Annotated in this window: 16 protein-coding genes; 3 read left to right on the forward strand and 13 right to left on the reverse strand. The window is 66.3% G+C overall.

All coding sequences use genetic code 11. The features are described 5' to 3' along the window. Positions 1 to 22: 22 nt before the first annotated feature. From LVJ94_10600 to LVJ94_10640, 9 genes are all read right to left on the reverse strand, one after another. A complete protein-coding gene (locus tag LVJ94_10600) occupies positions 23 to 1957 on the reverse strand; it encodes a hypothetical protein (GenBank protein WXB07680.1) in 1935 nt (644 codons plus the stop codon). A 3-nt stretch (positions 1958 to 1960) separates the two neighbouring features. Continuing rightward, complete coding sequence (locus LVJ94_10605) at positions 1961 to 2716, reverse strand: hypothetical protein (GenBank protein WXB07681.1); 756 nt, start codon at positions 2714 to 2716, stop codon at positions 1961 to 1963. Between the two features lie 6 nt (positions 2717 to 2722). Then, positions 2723 to 4027: an aspartate aminotransferase family protein gene (locus LVJ94_10610; protein ID WXB07682.1), complete on the reverse strand. Its 1305-nt coding sequence runs from the start codon at positions 4025 to 4027 to the stop codon at positions 2723 to 2725. Between the two features lie 7 nt (positions 4028 to 4034). Then, complete coding sequence (tsaA, locus tag LVJ94_10615; GenBank protein WXB07683.1) at positions 4035 to 4853, reverse strand: tRNA (N6-threonylcarbamoyladenosine(37)-N6)-methyltransferase TrmO; 819 nt, start codon at positions 4851 to 4853, stop codon at positions 4035 to 4037. Then, positions 4850 to 5491 carry a zinc ribbon domain-containing protein gene (locus LVJ94_10620; protein ID WXB07684.1) on the reverse strand — a complete coding sequence of 214 codons (642 nt, stop codon included), beginning with the start codon at positions 5489 to 5491 and terminating at the stop codon, positions 4850 to 4852. The genes tsaA and LVJ94_10620 overlap by 4 nt, the downstream gene beginning before the upstream one ends. A gap of 37 nt (positions 5492 to 5528) precedes the next feature. Further along, positions 5529 to 8657, reverse strand: a complete 3129-nt coding sequence (locus LVJ94_10625; GenBank protein ID WXB07685.1) for a glycosyltransferase family 39 protein — start codon at positions 8655 to 8657, stop codon at positions 5529 to 5531. Positions 8658 to 8709: 52 nt separating this feature from the next. After that, positions 8710 to 9768, reverse strand: coding sequence for a prephenate dehydrogenase/arogenate dehydrogenase family protein (locus LVJ94_10630; protein WXB07686.1), 1059 nt, complete (start codon positions 9766 to 9768; stop codon positions 8710 to 8712). 3 nt (positions 9769 to 9771) lie between these two features. Beyond that, positions 9772 to 12621: a valine--tRNA ligase gene (locus LVJ94_10635; protein WXB07687.1), complete on the reverse strand. Its 2850-nt coding sequence runs from the start codon at positions 12619 to 12621 to the stop codon at positions 9772 to 9774. Between the two features lie 120 nt (positions 12622 to 12741). Beyond that, on the reverse strand, positions 12742 to 13275 hold the full coding sequence (locus tag LVJ94_10640; protein WXB07688.1) for an ester cyclase: 534 nt from the start codon (positions 13273 to 13275) through the stop codon (positions 12742 to 12744). An 80-nt stretch (positions 13276 to 13355) separates the two neighbouring features. Between LVJ94_10640 and LVJ94_10645 the strand changes: the two genes are divergently transcribed. Together LVJ94_10645 and LVJ94_10650 are read left to right on the forward strand one after the other, a co-directional pair. Further along, positions 13356 to 14264: a LysR substrate-binding domain-containing protein gene (locus LVJ94_10645; protein ID WXB07689.1), complete on the forward strand. Its 909-nt coding sequence runs from the start codon at positions 13356 to 13358 to the stop codon at positions 14262 to 14264. Between the two features lie 88 nt (positions 14265 to 14352). Next, positions 14353 to 14577, forward strand: coding sequence for a hypothetical protein (locus tag LVJ94_10650; protein ID WXB07690.1), 225 nt, complete (start codon positions 14353 to 14355; stop codon positions 14575 to 14577). A 270-nt stretch (positions 14578 to 14847) separates the two neighbouring features. Here LVJ94_10650 and LVJ94_10655 read toward each other — a convergent pair whose 3' ends face one another. The 3 genes from LVJ94_10655 to LVJ94_10665 are packed head-to-tail and all read right to left on the reverse strand — an operon-like array spanning position 14848 to position 17368. Beyond that, positions 14848 to 14994 (reverse strand): hypothetical protein, encoded by a 147-nt coding sequence (locus LVJ94_10655; GenBank protein WXB07691.1) that lies wholly within the window; start codon positions 14992 to 14994, stop codon positions 14848 to 14850. Beyond that, complete coding sequence (locus LVJ94_10660; protein ID WXB07692.1) at positions 14991 to 16436, reverse strand: OFA family MFS transporter; 1446 nt, start codon at positions 16434 to 16436, stop codon at positions 14991 to 14993. Before LVJ94_10660 ends, LVJ94_10655 begins: the two co-directional genes overlap by 4 nt. A 59-nt stretch (positions 16437 to 16495) precedes the next feature. Then, positions 16496 to 17368, reverse strand: coding sequence for a LysR family transcriptional regulator (locus tag LVJ94_10665; GenBank protein WXB07693.1), 873 nt, complete (start codon positions 17366 to 17368; stop codon positions 16496 to 16498). Positions 17369 to 17522: 154 nt separating this feature from the next. Here LVJ94_10665 and LVJ94_10670 point away from each other — a divergent pair, with 154 nt between their 5' ends. After that, positions 17523 to 17945 (forward strand): DoxX family protein, encoded by a 423-nt coding sequence (locus LVJ94_10670; protein WXB07694.1) that lies wholly within the window; start codon positions 17523 to 17525, stop codon positions 17943 to 17945. Here the strand turns inward: LVJ94_10670 and LVJ94_10675 are convergent. Continuing rightward, complete coding sequence (locus tag LVJ94_10675; protein WXB07695.1) at positions 17911 to 18741, reverse strand: response regulator; 831 nt, start codon at positions 18739 to 18741, stop codon at positions 17911 to 17913. The genes LVJ94_10670 and LVJ94_10675 overlap by 35 nt on opposite strands. Between the last annotated feature and the right edge of the window lie 112 nt (positions 18742 to 18853).

An 18853-nucleotide genomic window follows, 5' to 3' on the forward strand; every position in this document is an offset into this window, starting at 1 on the left:
ATGCGCCGAATGCGAGCCGATGCTAATCCAGCCAAATACGCTCGCCGAAGGTCAGCGTAATCGCATCTTCCAATCGCGATGCAAATCGTACCAATTCGGTCATGACCGCACGGGGCACTTGTTGCGTTTGGGCCAAGTCTTTTTGATTCTCGGCAGGAAGCACGATGGCGTACAAGTTGCGATGGTACGCACCTTTGACTTTGTATTCGGCCTCGCCCACGCCACGCACCATGAGGACGTTGTGCGCGTCGGCGATGATCACGCCGGTGAAGGCCATGTCTTGCGGTACGGGGCGCTGTAGGAAAACCGACAAGAACGCCAATGCCGTGGGAAGGCCGGCGGACAATCCCCCCGATGGCTCGTCTTCCTTCGTTACTTTGTACGTGTAGTCGTAATCGAGAATATCGGTCGTCTTGTGGGGGAATCGCGAGCGTGCGTATTCGCGCACCGCCAAGAACGTATTGCGCACGGCCTGCTGCATGTCCTTGGTGACGTTGCCGAAGATGTCCTCGGCGTGAAGGAATCCGCCCTTGCCCGGTGCCACCGGCTTGCGGTCCACCCAAATCTGGTGAATCAGCCCCTTGGCCTTGCCCACGAAATGGTACACGGCGGCGGCGAGTACGCGGCCGATGGGGCTCGCGTCGCGCTGTTCGGCCATTTGCAGGGCGCGGCCGCGTTCGCGGTGGCGGTTGGCCTCCTCGGCGGCGCCCTGGAGCTCGAGCAACAGGCTCAAGACCAACCAAATGCGCGTGCTGCGTGGACGCACGTGGAGGACGGCCTCGAGCCCCTCGCGCACGCGCTCGCCCAGAGGGGTTGCAGTCAGCGCACTCGCGATGCGCGCGTCGTAGGTGTGGTCCCAGTGGGAAAGTAGGAACGAGATGACGTGGTGGTCATCCGGATCCTCTTTCAGCGCGCTCAAAAAGCCGTCCACCGCGCCATCGAAGCTTCCCCCGACGGCGTGCAGATCGGCCATGTATTTCCGATCGAGGAGCTCGGTGGCGCTTTCGAAGTAGGTCCGCGCGGCCTCCTCGTTGCCACAGAGGTAGTCGTACAGCGCGCGCTCGCGGCCGGGGGCGACCTCGGTGCCGGCGGCCTCCGTCGAGGGGCGGATGGACTTCAATCGCTCGAGCGGCACGTACCGATGGGCGGCGGCGCGTGCGACCTCGCTCCGCGAAAGCCGGTGCATGCGCCGCTCGAAGGCGATGAGAAAGGCCAGCTCGTGATCTTCGGCGAGCGCGGTGTTGCCCAGCTTGCGATGCAACGTCGCAAGGTGCGCTTGCGCCGAGAGCTTCTCGAAGCTTCGCGTGATGTACTGGTAAATGTGGACCGCTTTTTCCCACGCGGCCGGATCGCTCGAGCGCTCGTACACGCGAGCCAGCGACAGCACGCGGTCGGTGTCCGTCTCGAAGCCCCGCTCTTGGCCGAGGCCCTCGAGCGCGCTGCGTGCCACGTCGAGCTCCCCCGAGAGCTCAGCGATCCACGCCTTGGCCATGATGCAGAGCTTGTACAGCTCGGGATCCTTGTTGCGGTGCCGGGCCGCGAGGCGATCGCAGGTGGCCTTCGCCTCCAACGGGCGGCGCGCGAGGAGGTGACGGAAGGCTTCCTCCAGCTCCAGCGGCGCCGTGGGACTCTGGCCCATCGGGAACTGGCCGAGCGCGAGGTAGTTGCCCGCGTGACGCTCCGGATCGCGCGCGAGCTCGAGCAGCACCGCAAGGCGCATGAGCGTGAGCTCGTTGTGTTGCGAGCGCGTGTGGAGCTGCGCCCAACAGGCGACCGCTTCCGAGAGCTCGCCCTTGATGTGCTTGATCTTCGCGAAGAGATTGAGCGCAGTGAGGTCATCCGGCGCCTCTTCGAGTCGCGCCGCCACTTCATCTTCGGCTTCGCCGAGTTCGCCTAAAGCAACGAGAAGCTTGGCATGTCGAAGACGCTTTCCCCCCGCGTCCGGGCTTAGCCGCATGTCTCAATCATCGTAGGCGCTTTTCGTGTGAGTACAAAGCTCTCTCATGCCCCAGCGGACGACATCTTCTTCGGTGCCGGCTCTTCGTTGTGCGTTGCAGATGGCACGCAACTGGGGCGAGACCGAAGCATTTCCCGCGCGGCGCAGCCGGCCCGTGCCGGATTCCATCGCACCGCCGATCGGAAGTTCGAAGCCCAGCGCCACCACCGCACCGATGCGCGCAAGCGGACGCGCCGCCGCGCTTTCCACGACCCGCCAGATCGCCTCCGCCGGTAGCACCGCGCCACGGTAATCGGAGGCAGCGCGGCCGCCGAGCGCACGGCATCGGCCGAACCACGCGGCCACGTCCTCTTCGGCCATGGGCTCGAACAGGGCCGCATCTTGGGGCGGCGCCGCGACCTTCCACGCCTGCCATGCGCGCTCGAAGTGCTCCAAGACGTCGGTCTTCAGGCCTTCCAAGAGGTGCAGGGGCAGCTGCACCCGCCGCCGGCCTTGGTGGCGCAGCACCCATCCATCGGGCGTCATGCGCGCGGAGCGCACCTCGCAAAAGGGGATGACCGCCCATCGTTGCCCGTGGGTCGACATCGTCTCGTGATGGCCATCGCCCGGCGGCAGGAGATCGGCGCGAAAGAGCAGGCCATCCTCGAGCACCATCATGGGCTCCGTCTCGAGCCGTCCGCGGCGCCGCCACGCGGGCCGTTCGTGCGCCTGCAGCAGGCCGAGAAGGAACACGATGAACAGGACGCCGAGGACGGTCATGGACACCTACTCGAGCTGGAGCAGCAGCGAACGTCGCTCCTCGAGGAAGGATGCCACGGCAACGAGCAGCGCGTCACACTCCGCGTTGCCGTTGGGCAGGGACAGCGTCATCATGCCGCGGCGCGCGAGGTAGATGCCGCGCGTCAGCATGTCGAAGAAGAAGAGCTCTTTCAGCTCGGCATTTCCCGAGGCGGCGTCGGCGCCGCAGCGCACCGGCCGGGCGGTGAAGTGCACGGTCAGCAGCGAGCCCAGGCCGGTGAAGAGCATCGGGACGCTCGCCTCGGTGCATAGCCGGTTGAGCCGTGTGCGCAGGGCATCCCCGCGCGCGCTGAGCTCGCGGACGGTCTCCGGGGTGAGGAGCTCCAGGGCCGCGAGGCCGGCATTCATGGTGAGCACGTTGTTGTTGAACGTGCCCGCGTGCGGAAGCGCATCCGTGCGGCGTGGATCGTAGCGATCCATGAGCTCGCGGCGGCCACCGAAGGCGCCGAACGACATGCCGCCGCCGATGTACTTGCCCAAGGTCGTCAGGTCGGGGCGAATCCCGAGCTCGCTCTGCAGGCCGCCCGGCGCAAGGCGCGAGGTCATCACCTCGTCGAGAACGAGCAGCGCCCCGCAGCGTTGGGTGCGTGCGCGGAGCATCTCGAGAAACGCGCGCTCTGCGGGGACGCAGCCGCCGGAGCCGAGCATCGGCTCGACCAAGACGGCCGCGAGTTCGTCGCCGTGCGCATCGAAGAGTGCCTCCGTGCCCGCGACGTCGTTGTAGGTGCCCACGACCCACGCGTGGGGCACGTTGATGGGCAACACCCCGCGCGCGAAGGAGAGCACGCTGCCGTGGTACGCGCCGTCGAAGACGAGCACCTTGCTGCGACCGGTCGCCACCTTGGCGGTGGCCAGCGCGAGGACGTTCGCCTCGGTGCCCGAGTTGGTGAAGCGCACGGCCTCGAGCGACGGAAAGCGCGCACACACGGCCGCGGCAAAGCGCGCCTCGACCATGTTGTGCCCGGACAGCAGAATCCCGTTGTCCAGCGCGTCTTTCACCGCGCGCGCGATGGCCGGATGCGAGTGCCCGAAGAGCCCCGCGGTGAACTCGCCGAGAAAGTCGAGGTACTCGTGGCCATCGGCATCCCAGAGGCGGCAGCCTTCGCCGCGCGCGATGCACAGGGGAAACGGCTCGAAGAAGAGCACCGTGCGCGTGTTCCCTCCGGGCATCACCGCACACGCGGCCTCGTAGCGTGCGCGGCTCAGTGGGTTGGCGTCGGTATAAGCTTTTCGTGCAGCGGCGACGGCGGCGGCATGGATAAGGGCGGGCATCCCGCCATTATGGAGCTTTGTCCGGCCGCGGCAGCCGCGGAAATGCCGCCACGAAGGCGCGATGGATGGCGACCGCGTTCGCGTCGCGATCGGCCGGCAGCGGCGATGTGCCGAGAAGCTGCCCCGGGCGATACCCGGTTTCGAGCGAGTCGATCACGATGGTGCGCGGTTCTTCGGCGTGGAAAAAGATGCGCCAGTCCTTGTACGAGAGGCGAAAGCCGCTGCCGTGCTTCTTGATGCGCCGGTACGGGTGTGGCTGCGGGCCCAGTTCCAACACCGAATCGATGTGCGGCACCAAGTCGAGCCCATGGGTCTCTTTGAGCCACGCGACGTGAAGGCGCGCTTCCTCGCACCACACCACCGCATAGGGCCCGACGGGATCGCGCACTTGGTCGAGCCACCCCGTGCGTGCGTCGGGGAAGGCGTCGGCGTAGGGGACGTACGGCTTGATGTCGAGCACCGGCGTTTCGTCCACCATGTCGACGTCGAGGATGTGGAGAATCAGTCCCTCGGCGCGCACGAGGCGCACGCACGAGAGCCCGATGGGGTTCGGCCGGTGCGGCGAGCGCGTGGCGAAGAGGCCGCGACGCCGCTCGCTCCGCGGGGGAAGCACCTTCGGGCGCCATCCTTCGGCCATGTGAAACCAGAAGAGGACCCAGAGGCGATCGATGCCCTCCAGATCGGTGAGCGCGTGCTCGTACTCGGGCAGAAGCTCGATGGTCCCGGGCACGTCACGGGCAATCACCGCTTGCCGTGGCGCGTGCATCTTCTCTTTGAACGGGGTGCGCAGGACGCCGATGGGCGTCATGGGAAGGGGCGGCGTCATCCCATCTTCGTGCCGCAGCCCGAGCAGAATCGGCCGCCGGGCGGGGTTTCGGTGCCGCACTGATGGCAAAACGCCTTCTTCGGCGCCGCGGTGGGGGCTCCGCAGCCGGAGCAGAACTTCGCATTGGGCACGAGCCGGGCATTGCATCGCCCGCACGCGGCGGCTTGCGGATCCGTGAAGTTCTGACCGGCGGTCTGATCGACCTCGCGCATCTTGTCGCGCAGTTGCTCGACGGCGACCTCGGCCTGCATGGCCGCGGCTTCTTCCTGCAAATCGGGCGCGCAGTCCTCGCACATGACGCGCTTTTCGTTCCAGCAGATCTCCGGGCAGACCCACTGGCCGCAGCGCGTGCACTGCCGGAAGCGCGGGGCGCATTCGGTGATGGCCTCTTTGAAGGCGTCGTCCCAGGCGCCGCCGCGGAAGGCGTCCTTCGCGTGGTCCGCGCCCCACGCGGCGTCCTTCACGACGCCGCCGAAGATGGATCCGGCCGCATGCAGAAGCGATGCGGCCACGCCGAGGTTGTTCCCCTTGAAGCTGGAACGAAAGCCGTTCCCGCATTTGTCGCAGAAGAACTCGAACTGAAAGCCTTGGTCGTTGGAGTGATCGCGGTAATTCTTGGTGAACGATTGCGACGCCATGGGTTACTCCGATCGAAGCACGCTACCCGAGAGAATACTAAAACTCGGCCCGGACCAGGATGAACTTGTTGCAGACGTGTTTGTCCGTCACTTCCCGATACGTGCGTGCCTGGACCTCGGATTTCAGTCCACCGGTCCGTGAGTGCTCCGTGACGAAGTAGAAGACGCGAACGCCCTTGTCGCGCTGCTGCTTGACCCAGGTGGTGAAGTTGGAGCCCGAGGAGACGAACGCAGGCACTTTGTTGCCCGTGTAGAAGTTCTCGCCCTTCCAATTCATCTGGTACGCGACGAGCGGTTCTTTGTCGTTCGCGCGGTTGTCGTAATACGCCTGAATGACCTCGTGCTGGCCCCAGTGCGGGGCCGTCTCGACCATGTACACGTCGAGCCCCCACACCGCGCAGAGCACGGCGAAGACGGTGAACGCCACCACCGCGTGCTGCCGGATCTTGCGCACCGCCAACAAGAACGAGAGCACCAGCGCCACGAGACCGAGCGCCGTGAGCACCGCCGAAAAGTCGATGTCGTCGGGCCAGGGGCGCCGGTAGTTGTACGTGAAGAGCTGCAGCAACCGGATCGCCCCCGGCTGATCGGCGGCTTCTTTGATGGCGAGATCGCGTCCGACCAACCCCAACACGAGGGCGGCGCCCACCGCCGCGGCGCCCAGCATGAGCGATTCGTGCTCGGTGCGCTCGTGCGTCGGCTTCTCCGAGTCGGGAGAGGCATCCGCGTGCGTTTCCACGGGCGCACTCGCATCGGGTGAGCCGGCCAAGGGCGCCTCCGCCGCGGGGGCAGGGAAGAGCCCTTTGGCAAACCACGCCGCCGCGAGCACCACGCCCACGATGGCGAGTGTGACGTGCACGCCTTGCGACTTGCCGCCCCACACGGAGCCGTGGAACGCCTGGGTGACCGCCACGACGCCGAGCAAGATCACCCCCGCGAGCGCGGCGAAGTACACCGCGCGGTTCGTGCGCGGTGCGAGCTTAGCGTCGCCGATCATGTCGCTCAGCGCGATGCCGACGAGCATGGCCACCGGCGGGACCGCCGGGAAGATGTAGTGATGGAACTTCGTCCCCATGAAGGAAAACAGGGCGAAGGAGAAGATGAACCACATGGCGAGGAAGACGGAGACGTCTCCCTTGCCCCGGTCCGCCGAGTCGCTGCGGCGCAGCCACCAGAGAAGGCCGAGCGGCGCCAGCCCCGTCCAGGGGAAGACCGCATAACCGAGCTGCCAGATGTAGAAGCGGAAGCTCGTGTCGTCGCCCTCGTTCGTGTCGTGCACGTGGTGGAGGGCGCGGTTGAACATGTCGTGGAAGATGAGCCGGTCCGTGAACGGCGAGCCATGTCGCACGTACATGGCGACCCACCACGGGAGCACCACCGCCAGAATGACGAGCAAGCCGCTGAGGATCTCGAGCTTGAGCAACTCCGCCCAGTGCTTCTTGGTGCACACGTAGGCGAAGGCGCAGATCATCGGCAGACCGAAGCCCGCAGGGCCCTTGGCCATGGTGGCCACCGCGGCGCAGTACCACGCCGCGAGGTAGTACATGCGCTTGGTGCGCCGCTCGCCCCAGTTGATGTAGAGCAGCGTGCCGACGATGACGCCCCAGAGCACCGCTTGCAGCGAGGGCTCGAAGGCACCGAAGAAACGAATCAGCGATGGCACCAGCCCCGCCGGATGCGCCCCGACCGACTTGGGGACGCTCGCCGGATTCACCATGTTGCAGGCTTCGTTGCCCGGGATCCCGCAGTTGCCGCCGCCGGAGCCGCTGCGGAACTGATCGAGGTGCGGATCGAAGCCGATGGGGAACCAGCCGTGGAAGGCGAGTTCGAGGTTGCGCGAGATCAGGTAGATGATCTGCGGCACCGCGCTCACGAGGATGATGCCGAAGACGAGGTGCCAGCCGGTGAGGCGGAATGTGCGCCAGCCGACCTTCACCTCGTACGCGCGCAGGGTGACGTCGTCGCTCGTGTGCAGGCCGAGCAAGAGCAGGCCCATGGCCGCCGTCATCGCGGCCACGAAGGGCATGTCGGTCATCGTCTGGTGCGCGAGGAAGTACCAGTCGGGCGTGGTGGCCAGCACGATGCCGCCGAACAGGCCCGCACGGCGGCCGAAGACCTTCGCGACGCCCTTGTAAATCAGGTACATCGCGACCGCGGTCATGAGGAAATTCGGCGTGCGCACGACCCACTCGGGGTGCGCAGCCGCATGGCCGCCCGCGCCGATGAGCATCTGGTCGGGCAGGTAACCCGTTCCCAAGGTGGCCATGGCGAGCGACTGGATCCAGAAGTTGAGCACCGGCTTGGAGAAGAACCAGCCGTCTTGGGCCCACCAGAGCGATATCCAATCATCGCGCGCGAGGATTTCGCGCGCGACCTCGCCGTAGTGCGTTTCCCAAGGGTCCCACAGCGAGTAGCTGCCGAGGCACGGGAGGTAGAGGCCCGCCGCGGCGACCATGACCCAGAAGCCGTGCCGCCGATGAACGGGGCGATCGTCCCCGCGTTCGTCGAGCTTCCATGGGCCCAGGGCCTTGCCGAATTCGAAGACGGCGGCGACGAGCGCGATGAACGCCGCTGTGACGAGGATGCCCCAGAGCCACTGTTTCGAGAGGCCGCTCTGGGCGCCCATGAGCGAGAGGCCGAACAGGAGCGTCATCGCGCCGAGCTGCACCAGCGGACGCGTGAGCGCGCCCAGCGAGGTCCAATGCACGACCCGGTCTTCGGCGTCGTCGAAGGTGCCGAGCAGGTCCATCACGCCCCACGAGGCGACGGCCACCGCGAGGAACCCGAGGGGCACGCCCAGGCGGAACTGGCCATTGTGGGCCATGAAGACGAAGGCGACGAGGCTGCCCAGCAGCGCGGTGATGCCGCCGCGGGTCCAGCGAAGCGGGTTGCCCTTGGCGAGGAGAGGCTCTTCTTCCTCCTCTGCTTCTTCCTTTTCTTCCTTCTCGGGCTCGGGTGTCGCTTCCTTCTCGGGCGGGGGCTCTTCACCGTTGGAAGAACCTTCTTCGGTGGGCGAAGGACGCTCTTCCTTCTCGTCCTTCTCTTGCGAGGCGAGCGTCTCTTCCTTGGGCACGGGGATTTCGACGGCGGTCGTCGCGTCGTCCGCGGGCGGCGGCTCGCCCGCGGCGGCTTTTTCGTCGTCGGCGATTTCTTGCTTGCTACTCATGAGGTTAAGCCCCCTCGTTGGGGGACACGACGATTACCATGGGCCACATCCCTCAGTCACCCTGGCGTTGCACGCTTCGGGACAACCGCAAAATGGCCTGAAAGACGTCGTCCACCGCGGCCGGGTCGAGCCCTTGCTCCTCCGCCCAACGGCGCCGTTGGTTCAGCAGTTCGGCCTCGCGGCCGGTGTCCAGCACCCCGTGGCCGAGCGCCCGCTTGGCGCGCCCTGCGCGTGCCGCCAGATCCGCCCGCCGCCGCAGGAGCACCAAGAGATCGCGATCGAGCTGGTCGATGTGCGCCCGCGCCTCGTGCAACTCCGGTGAGCGCGTGCCCAAATCCGGGATGGCCATGGACTCCGGCGTCGTCGCCACCTGGACGTTCGTCAGGTTGCGATCCGCGTGCACCAGCGCCTCGATCAGCGCCTGACGCACGTCGGCCGAGAACGGATTGTCCTGGTGCAAGGCGCGGTAAAGGTGCCCGGCATCCGCGCGCACCGACTGCATCGTCCGCGCGAGACCTTGGAACGACGGGGGCACGAACGGCGGCGGGTCGTCCGCGAGCGCCTTGTCCGCATCGATGACCCCCTTGGCGATGAAAAACGCGAGTGCGTGCGTGCGCGCCATGGCGCGGTCGTGCTCTTCGGCGCTCTGCTCGATGATGACGCAGCCGAGGCTCTCGTAGAACACGCGCGCGCGGCGTGCGGCCTCCGGATGCACGTCGTTCGGGCAGATGACCACGCGCAGCGGGCGCTCGGCCAAAGTGAGGCTCAAAGGTCCGAACAGCGGGTGCGTCCCCACCCACGGAACGCGCGCCCCGAGGCCGCCGTCGAGCGCCGCCACCGGTCGAACCTTGACGCTGCCCACGTCGAGCACGAGTTGCTCGGGGGTCAGGTGGGGCGCCAGCTCTGCGACCGCGGCGGTCATGACCGGCACGGGCACCGCCACGACGACCAAGTCGGCGCCCGCGGTGAGCTCGGCCACGGAGTTCGCGCGCAGAGCCTCCGGCACCTCCGTGTACGGGTCGTACGCGCGAAGGTGGAAGCCGGCCTCCGTCACCAACTCGCCGAAGGCGCGTCCAAAGCGACCGTACCCGAGCAACGCGACATGGGTCATGGCTTATCCCTCGAGCTCGTCGGCCAGAGTGCGCGAGGCCACGAGGCGCTCGCGCGCTTCGGCCATGGCCTTGCGCTGGGCGTGCGCTTCCTCGACCACCTCTTTCGGCGCGCGATCGACGAAGCCGCTCGATTGCAGCCTCTTGTCGAGTCCCGCGAGGTCCTTGTCGATGCGCTTGATCTCGCGATCGATGCGCGCGAGCTCCTTGTCCTTGGGCACGAGGCCGCGCAGTCCGACGAGCACCTCCACGGTGCCGAACTCACTCGGCACCACGGTGACCACCGTTCCGGCCTCGCGCGCATCCTCGAGGCCGAGGATCTTCGGGTCGTCCGCCGTCTTCACCAAGGTGCGGATCGCCGGCACGTGCCGCAAAATCGTGTCCGCCTGCGCCTGCGTGGCGCGCAGCCAGACGGGCACCTTCTCGCCGGGCTTGATCTCGTGCTCGCTGCGCACGGTGCGGGCCGCGCCGATGATGGCCTGCACCAGCGCCATCTCGCGCTCGACCCCTTCGTCGATGCGTCCATCGGCCTCGGTGGGGAAGGGCGCCAGCGCCACCGACACCGGCCGCGATGCCGGCTTGGGGACACGCTGCCAGAGCTCCTCGGTGACGAACGGCATGAGCGGATGCATCAGCCGCAGCGAGCTCTCGAGCACGTGCGCCAAAACAACGCGCGTCTCTTCCACCAGGGCTCCCTCCCCCTCCGGAGGAGGGCCGGGGTGGGGGGGATGGAACACGATCTTCGTCAATTCGACGTACCAATCGCAGAAGTCATTCCAGAAAAACCGATAGACCTCATTGGCGGCTTCATCGATTCGGAACCCTTCGATTCCACGATTGGACACGTTCGCCGCCTGCGCCAGCCGCGACAGAATGTACCGATTGTAAAAGCCTTTCGGCTGCGGCGTCCCTTCCGGCACGCGCTCGAGCCCCTTCAAGTTGTCGAGCGAGAAGCGGGTCGCATTCCAAATCTTGTTGACGAAGAAGCGATATCCCTCGAGCCGCTTGAGCGCCAAATTGATTCGCTTGTTCGTCGGCGGGAACGTGGCCAAGGTAAAGCGCAATGCGTCCGCGCCGAACGGCGGGAAGCCTTTGCCCATCTGCGCCGACGACGGATACGCCTTTTTGAACTTGGTGAGCGCCTCCTGCTCCGGCGCACCGGGCAGCGTCTTCTTCACCACCTCGGAGAAGTCCGCGCCGTGGATCAAATCCAGCGGGTCGATGACGTTGCCCTTCACCTTGCTCATCTTTTCGCCGGTCTCGTCGACGATGAGCCCTGACAGAAGCACCCGCTTGAAGGGCACCTCTTTCATGAAGTGGAGCCCGAACATCATCATGCGGGCGACCCAGAAGAACAAAATGTCGTAGCCCGTCTCGAGATCGCTCGCCGGGTAGAACTTCTTCAGCGCCGGGGTTGCGTCGGGCCAACCCAATGTCGAGAACGGCCATAGCGCCGAGGAGAACCACGTATCGAGCACGTCGGGATCCTGCGTCCACCCGGCCTCGGGCGTGCACTCCGGCGGCCGCTCGCGCGCGACGCGAATCTGCCCATTCGGGCCGTGCCATGCGGGGATCTGGTGGCCCCACCAGAGCTGACGCGACACGCACCAGTCCTGGATGTTCTCCAAGAAATGGTCGTACGTCTTGACCCATTCCGCGGGGATGATCTCCGTCTTCGGCGGCGTCGTCTCGGTGCCGTGCACGGCCTCCAGCGCGGCCTTCGCCATGCCCTCCATCTTGAGGAACCATTGCGTGGAGATCATCGGCTCGACCACGCCGCCCGAGCGCTGACACTTCGGAAGGGTGAGCACGTGCGGCTTCGACCCGCGTGCGAGCCCCTTTTCATCGAGGGCCTTCTTCACGGCGTTGCGGGCCTTCTTGCGGTCCATCCCCGCGAAGGGGCCGGCCTTGTCGTTCAACGTGCCGTCGAGGTTGAAGATGTTGATCTCCTCGAGGCGATGCCGCTTGCCCGTGGCAAAGTCGTTGAAGTCGTGCGCCGGGGTCACCTTCACGGCGCCGGTGCCGAACTTGGGATCGACGAGAATCTCGTCGGTGATGACCGGCACGGTGCGCAGCAGGAACGGGTGCTCGAGCCGCTTGCCGTGCAGGTGCGTGTAGCGCGGATCGGCCGGGTGCACGGCCACCGCCGTGTCGCCGAGCATCGTCTCGGGGCGCGTCGTGGCGACGACGATCTCCTCGTTTTCGCCCTCGACGCGGTAGGCGAATTGGAACAGCTCTCCCTGGGCGCCCTCTTCGGTCTCCACCTCGAGATCGCTCAGGGCCGTCTGGCACTCGGGGCACCAATTGATGAGGCGCGTGGCGCGGTACATGAGGCCTTCTTCGTGCAGACGCACGAACGCCTCCCGCACGGCGCGGCCCATATCCGCATCCATGGTGAACTTGGACCGGTCCCAATCGGGCGAGGCCCCGAGCTCGCGCTGCTGAATGGCAATGCGCCCGCCGCTCTCGGCCTTCCATTGCCAGATGCGCTGTTCGAAGGCCTCGCGTCCCAGGTCGTGCCGGCTTTTCCCTTCACGCTGCAGCTGCCGCTCGACCACGGTTTGCGTGGCAATGCCCGCGTGGTCCATCCCCGGCTGCCAGAGCGTGTTGTAGCCCCGCATGCGGTTCCAGCGAACCAGGGCATCCTCGAGGGTGCATCGTTGAGCGTGGCCCATATGAAGCGAGCCCGTCACATTGGGCGGCGGCATGGGGACGACGTACGCCGGTCGGGTGTCCGCCGGGTCGTCGGTCGCCTTGAAAACGCCGTTCTTCTCCCAAAAAGAGTACCAGCGCCCCTCGACCTCCGCCGGATCGTAGCCTTTGCTCAAATCCGGGGACTTCAGCTCCTCGCTCATGCGCAGAGGGATTACCACGAAGCGCGGGAGCCGGACATCCCGAGGAATCTCGGGCCGTTCGGCCTTGCGGAAGGCGCGGATTCACCGCTGAAGCCGCCGAAGGCCGGGGCCCGGGGCCGGTTAGAGCGCGCCCAGTTGGCGCAGAAGTTCGACGTTGTCCTCGATGTGCCAGTCCTCGACGATCTTGCCCTGCTCCACGTGCAGAATGTCGATGGCGTTGAAGCGAATCGCCTTTCCCGTCGGGGGCTTGTCCATGAAAGGACCCGTGTGCGTGCCGGTGAACACGAGGCGCGCCACCACCTCGTTGCCCACGACCATGAGGTCCTCGATGCTGCACCGCAGATCCGGCACCGCCATGCGGAATCCCTTCGAGGCGAACTTCACGCCCTCGGGCCCCTGCGGCCTTCCGCGCGGCAGCGTGTGGTCCACGAACGACGATGCCAGTGCGCGGTCCGCGTAGGTGACATCGCCCGTGTCCCAAAAAGCGTAGAAGAAGCCCGCGGCATCGACGGCGGCACGCGCCCGATCGGGCGAGACGGCGCGATCGATGGTCGTCACCTTGGGGACCGGGCCGGCGGCCGGGGTGAGCGTTCGAGGGGCCGACGAGGCGCATCCCGCGAGCGCGAGGAGCGAAGCGAGGAAACCGTGTTTCATGGCCTCGATGTACGGCCCCGGAGGCGTTCCTGAAAGGCGTGAGTTGGAACTATACTCGTGCCCATGAGGCAACAATCTCGATGATGGATCGCGAAGCCCTCTGGAACATGGAAGTCTTCCTCGCGATCGCGAACGGAGGGACCCTCGCGGCGGCGGCGCGAGCCCTGCGCGTGACGCCGTCGGCGGTGAGCAAGCAGCTGGCGAAGCTCGAGGCGCGTCTCGGCGTGCGCCTGCTTCAACGGACCACGCGCACGTTGCGGGCGACGGCGGCGGGGGAGCGTTACCGCGCCCACGCGCGAAGGGTCATCGAGGCGCTCGAAAGCGCCGAGGCCGACGTGCAGTCGGAAGAAACGGCCCTGGCCGGTCCGATCCGGGTGAGTGCGCCTTCGTTGCTTGGGCAAGAGATCGTGGCGCCCATCGTGGCGGACTTTCTCAAAGCGCACCCCCGCGTGCGGATCGACCTAGAGCTCACCGATCGCTTCGTCGATCTCGTCGGCGAGGTCTTCGACCTGGCCATCCGCGTCGCCGCCGAGTTGCCCGAGAGCGGGCTCACCGCACGCCGCATCGGTACCCTGTCGTGGCGTTATTTCGCGAGCCCAGCTTATGTGAGCGCGCGGGGCATGCCGACGCGTCCGGAGGATCTCACCGGCCACGACTGCCTCGAGCTCGCGCACGACGAACGCCGTGGCCGCTGGCAGATCCGCCTTCGCAAACGCGAGGTCGAGGTCGACGTGCGTGGCCCGCTCGTCTCATCCAGCGTCGTAGCCCTTCATCGCGTGGCGCTTGCAGGCCTGGGCATCGCGCGTCTTCCCACGTTTCTCGTCGAACGCGATCTTGCGGCCGGCCAGATTGTCGAAGTGTTTCCAAATGCGATCCCACATCGCACGTCCGTCTTCGCCGTCCAGCCAACGCGCGCTTTCGTGGCACCACGCGTGCGCGCCTTTGGGAACCATCTGGTTACCGAACTCCCCACGCGTCTTTCGGCTTAGCTTCGCGGCGCTTGACTCGGAAAAATTTGCACGTGCACCGGTGCCGCGAAATGTGCGCGTTGCATCAGAACGATCGAAGAGGGGCGCAATGAGGGTCAGAGCATACGAGATTCAAACGTGCTCCCGCTGCGGCGAATCGTTCAATGCGCGCACGTCGTTCGAACATCGCTGCGCGTGCGATCGTCGGTGCAACGAATGCGGTCGCCGGGCCTCGCGCTTCGTGCTCGATGTGGAGCTGCGCGAGGACGTTCCCAAGTGCGACACATGCGTCGACCGCGGGAAAGACAGCGGCACCTTTCGCATCGCGAACTAAGGCAACGGTCGATTGAATGTATCAGGCTCGAACTTGCCTGGTGCTGGGACCGCGGCAGCGAGAGGAAACCGGCGGAACCGGCGCGACGTGTCGGGGCTGAACGCCAGGATCGCCACTCCGCCTGGCGATCCTCTCCTTGGAGACGGACTAAGGCGCCGGCCCCGCCGGGGTTGTCCCGCTGCCGCTGTTCGACTGCGAGGCAATCGTCGATCTGCCACGTTCAATCGACTTTTGCGTTAGGCGCCAGCGCGACGCTAACCCGTCGCGACGCTAACCCGTAAAAAGCTTCGACGCTTTCAGGAGCGTTTCGTAGACGCCGTACGCGAGCGGAATGCCCACCAGAAGCCACGATATTACCAGGCGTGCGCGCGCAATTTGCCCATTCCCGGGATTGGCGCGGACGGATGCCGTGCTCATGGTCCCACCTTCTTGAATCGAACCGGGGCCGACACCGGCGCGGGTTCGGTGCCTTCGTAGTAGCGCCCGTGAACGGGGCGGACGAAAAGGTTGGCCACGAAGCCAACGGCGAGAATACCCACCATGACGAAAAGCGCAGGCTGGTAATCCTGCGCGGTGAGCGCGCCCGGCTTGCCTCGACCCTCGATGATGGCGTTCACAATGAGCGGTCCCGCCACACCGGCGCATGACCACGCCGTAAGCAGGCGACCGTGGATGGCCCCGACTTGGAACGTGCCGAAGAGGTCCTTCAGGTAGGCCGGAATGGTGGCAAAACCGCCGCCGTAGAACGAGAGGATGACGCCGGCGAGTGTGGCGAACAAAGCCGTCGAGTGCGCCCCGACGGAGGCGAGCAGTGCATAGAGCACCATGCCCAGCCCGAGGTAGAGAATGTAAATACGCTTGCGGCCGACCAGGTCCGACGTGGAAGACCAGATGAACCGCCCCGCCATGTTGCACATCGAAAGAAGGCCCACGAAGCCGCCGGCGACCGCCGCCGAGACGCTCGATGCGGGGGCACCGCCTCCGGCCGTGGTTGGCGAAGACGGCGCGCGGAAGAAGTCCTGAATCATCGGCGCGGCCTGCTCGAGTATGCCGATGCCCGCGGTCACGTTGCAGAAGAGCACCACCCAGAGCATCCAGAATTGCGGCGTGCGGATCGCGTTCGCGGCGGAGATGTTCACGCCCGTCTGCAGCGGCGTGTACTTCGCCAAGGAGTTGCCCTGCTTGTCCCTGGGATGGGCGACGCGCGTGCCCGGTGGAAGGCGCACGTTGAGGACGCCGAACATCATCACGCCGAAGTAGGCGACGCCCAGCACGAGGAACGTCTTCATCACGGCTGCGCCCGAGGCAATCGCGGTGGGGCTGGCGGCCACCGCCGGATCGAAGGCTTGCATCAGCCGCACGGAGAGCGGCGAGGCAATGAGGGCGCCGCCACCGAAGCCCATGATCGCCATGCCGGTCGCGAGGCCCGGCCGATCGGGAAACCATTTGATGAGCGTGGAGACCGGCGAGATGTACCCCACGCCGAGGCCGATGCCTCCGACGACGCCGTAGCCGAGGTACAAGAGCCATAGCTGCCGTGTCGCGATGCCGATGGAGCCGATGACGAAGCCGCTAGCCCAACAGCATGCGGAGGTGAACATCGCCTTGCGCGGACCATTGCGCTCGACCCACGTGCCCAAGAAGGCCGCCGACAGGCCAAGCATCACGATGGCGATGCTGAAGACCCAAGCGATGGCCGTCAGGCTGGTGCCGAAGTGGGCTTGCAATGGGCGCTTGAAAACGCTGAAGGCGTAGACTTGCCCGATGCTCAAATGAATGGCGAGGGCAGCCGGCGGAATCAGCCATCGGCTGTATCCAGGTTCGGCAACGATGCGCTCTGCGTCGAGCATTCCATGCATGGGACACCTCGGTCAGCAGGCCATAGTGATGCAGGATTCGTTCGAGTTCAACAGCATCGCTACGTGCGGCCGCGACCTTGGATCAAGGCGCGGTGCTCCCTGGTAAGAGCAGTGCCCATGAACTCGGTGAAGGCGCGGATGCGTGCCGTGCCGCGCAAGTCTTCGTGCGTCAGCAGCCAGAGTTCGCTGGTGAGGTTGGCGACGGGACCGCGCATACGCTCGAGTCTAGGTTCGAGATCGCCCAAGTAGCAGGGGAGGGCGACGACGCCCAAGCCGGCCGCCGCAGCCGTGCGCATCGCCACGAACGAGTCGGCGCGCAGGGCGACGGGGGCGTGCGGAAGTTCGCTGGCCATCCACTCGGCCACGGCGGTTTGCGCGAGGCTGTCATCCGGTGCGATCCAGAGGTGCCGGGTCAGGTCGCGGGTGCGGTGCTCGGCGAGGTACGACGGCGCCGCGTACAGCGCAAAGGCGATCTCGGCGATGCGTCGCCCGACCAGGTTAGCGTTTTCCGGCGGTCGGCCGCTCGGGCGGATGGCCACGTCCGCGTCGCGTTTGCTCAAGCTCAGCACGGCGTTCGACGTGGTGAGCTCCAGGTGCACGTCGGGGTGCTTCGCGCGAAAGGCGGCCAGGTGGCCTGGCACGATGGAGACCGCGAGCGAGTCCGTCGTGGTGACGCGCACGCTGCCGGTGAGCCGCAGGTCGCGGCCGGAGATGCGCCGCTCCACCGTGGTGGCCATCTCGTCCATCTGCTGGGCGGTGCGCATGAGCTCTTCGCCCGGGGCCGTGAGCACGTAGCCTTGGGGGAGCCGCTCGAACAATCGCACCCCGAGCCGTCGTTCGAAGGCGTGCACGCGACGCAGCGCCGTGGTGTGGTTCACGCCCAGCGCACGCGCACCTGCGGCGAGGGAGCCCTTCTCGGCGACGCGCAGCACGAAGCGAAAATCGTCCCAGTCGGGTTTTTGGGCTGGTCTCTGGGCAGGTTTTTGGGCAGGTTTTTGGGCCGGCTTGCCTCTGTGCATTCACGCACATGGATAATGCATTTTCGCCCTCTCGTAGGGCGAGGATGCACACATCACATTTTGCGGCATGAACAACTGGAACTCGGAACGCCTCTCCGCGCTCGGCACGACGGCCCTCCGGCTCGGACTCGCCGCGGTCTTCTTCGGGCATAGCTACGCGAAGCTCTTCGTTTTCACCTTGCCCGGCACGGCCCAATTTTTCGCGGCGCACGGCTTTCCCGGCTGGACGGCCTACCCGGTTACGGTGGCGGAGCTCCTGGGGGCCGTGGCGCTGCTTCTCGGCCTGCGCACGCGCATCGTCGCGGCCGCGCTCATCGCCGTGCTGTTCGGCGCCCTGCGGGTGCACGCGCCCAATGGCTGGATGTTCAGCAACGCGGGCGGCGGATGGGAGTACGTAGCCTTCCTCATTGCCGCCCTCGGCGCGCAGGTGCTTCTCGGCAGCGGTGCCTACTCGGTCAATCGCGGGTCAGACGCGCGATCTCTTCCTTGATGAGCGTCTCGGCGAGCTGCGGAACGACTTCCCACACCACGCGCTCCACCACGTCGCGCGAAAGCGCGAGGACGGCGTCGGCCTGCTGCGGGCTCAGTCCGAGCTCGCCCAACTTGCCGGCCAGATGGCCATTCACGGCTGTGGCGACCGCGGTGCTGCCGCTCGATGCGGCGACGGCCGGTGCGGCGGGCGAAGACCCCGACGCGGCCTGAAACGGCTTCGCGGGCGAGGCAACCGCGGCATTCGGTGGCGCGTCCTGGCCGAAGACCAACGTGGGCGATCGCGGCGACGGCCGACCGCCCGCACCCGTCGATGCGGCGGCAGCTGCCGCTGCCGGTGCAACGGGGGCTCGCGGTGCGGCGGCGGCCGCAGGAACCGCAGGGGCCGAGCCCACGCCCACCGGCGTCGGTGCGGCGACGGGCACGCCGGCGGCTTCTCTCGCGGCGAGGGCCTTCTTCACCTTGTCGATGAACTGCTGCGTATCGAAGGGCTTATCGATGAAGTCGTCCGCACCCGCATCCTTGCCACGGGCGGCGTCGTACGGGTTGTACCGGCTCGCGAGCAGCACGATGGCCGCCGCCGGAACGCGCGCACGCACGTCTTTTGCGAGGGCATAGCCATCTTCGTTGGAAAGCACGGTGTCGATGACGACGACTTGCGGTTCTTCGTTCAACGCGGCAAAGGCGCCGTTCCGACCATCGGCGGTGATCACGCGGTAATCTTCCCCGCTGAACGTGATCTCGAGAACCTTACGCATCGTGACGCTGTCATCGACAGCGAGCAGTGTCTTGGGCACGTGCTGCCTCCTCAAAAAGCCTGAAGATGCCGGAAGAATGAGTCTTCGAACGCGTACGATACAGCACCTGGACCTCGCCCATCCCAAAAAAAAGCGTTACAGACTTGCCGCC

The organism is Sorangiineae bacterium MSr11367 (genome assembly GCA_037157805.1).
Lineage (GTDB): Bacteria > Myxococcota_A > Polyangia > Polyangiales > Polyangiaceae > Pendulispora > Pendulispora rubella.

Excerpts from the sequence above, each read along its gene's own strand:
- LVJ94_10600 (WXB07680.1), bottom strand. The coding sequence starts at position 1,957 with ATGCGGCTAAGCCCGGACGCGGGGGGAAAGCGTCTTCGACATGCCAAG.
- LVJ94_10610 (WXB07682.1), bottom strand. The coding sequence starts at position 4,027 with ATGCCCGCCCTTATCCATGCCGCCGCCGTCGCCGCTGCACGAAAAGCT.
- tsaA (WXB07683.1), bottom strand. The coding sequence starts at position 4,853 with ATGACGCCGCCCCTTCCCATGACGCCCATCGGCGTCCTGCGCACCCCG.
- LVJ94_10670 (WXB07694.1), top strand. The coding sequence starts at position 17,523 with ATGAACAACTGGAACTCGGAACGCCTCTCCGCGCTCGGCACGACGGCC.
- LVJ94_10605 (WXB07681.1), bottom strand. The coding sequence starts at position 2,716 with ATGACCGTCCTCGGCGTCCTGTTCATCGTGTTCCTTCTCGGCCTGCTG.
- LVJ94_10645 (WXB07689.1), top strand. The coding sequence starts at position 13,356 with ATGATGGATCGCGAAGCCCTCTGGAACATGGAAGTCTTCCTCGCGATC.
- LVJ94_10640 (WXB07688.1), bottom strand. The coding sequence starts at position 13,275 with ATGAAACACGGTTTCCTCGCTTCGCTCCTCGCGCTCGCGGGATGCGCC.
- LVJ94_10660 (WXB07692.1), bottom strand. The coding sequence starts at position 16,436 with ATGCATGGAATGCTCGACGCAGAGCGCATCGTTGCCGAACCTGGATAC.
- LVJ94_10630 (WXB07686.1), bottom strand. The coding sequence starts at position 9,768 with ATGACCCATGTCGCGTTGCTCGGGTACGGTCGCTTTGGACGCGCCTTC.
- LVJ94_10625 (WXB07685.1), bottom strand. The coding sequence starts at position 8,657 with ATGAGTAGCAAGCAAGAAATCGCCGACGACGAAAAAGCCGCCGCGGGC.
- LVJ94_10620 (WXB07684.1), bottom strand. The coding sequence starts at position 5,491 with ATGGCGTCGCAATCGTTCACCAAGAATTACCGCGATCACTCCAACGAC.
- LVJ94_10655 (WXB07691.1), bottom strand. The coding sequence starts at position 14,994 with ATGAGCACGGCATCCGTCCGCGCCAATCCCGGGAATGGGCAAATTGCG.
- LVJ94_10635 (WXB07687.1), bottom strand. The coding sequence starts at position 12,621 with ATGAGCGAGGAGCTGAAGTCCCCGGATTTGAGCAAAGGCTACGATCCG.
- LVJ94_10650 (WXB07690.1), top strand. The coding sequence starts at position 14,353 with ATGAGGGTCAGAGCATACGAGATTCAAACGTGCTCCCGCTGCGGCGAA.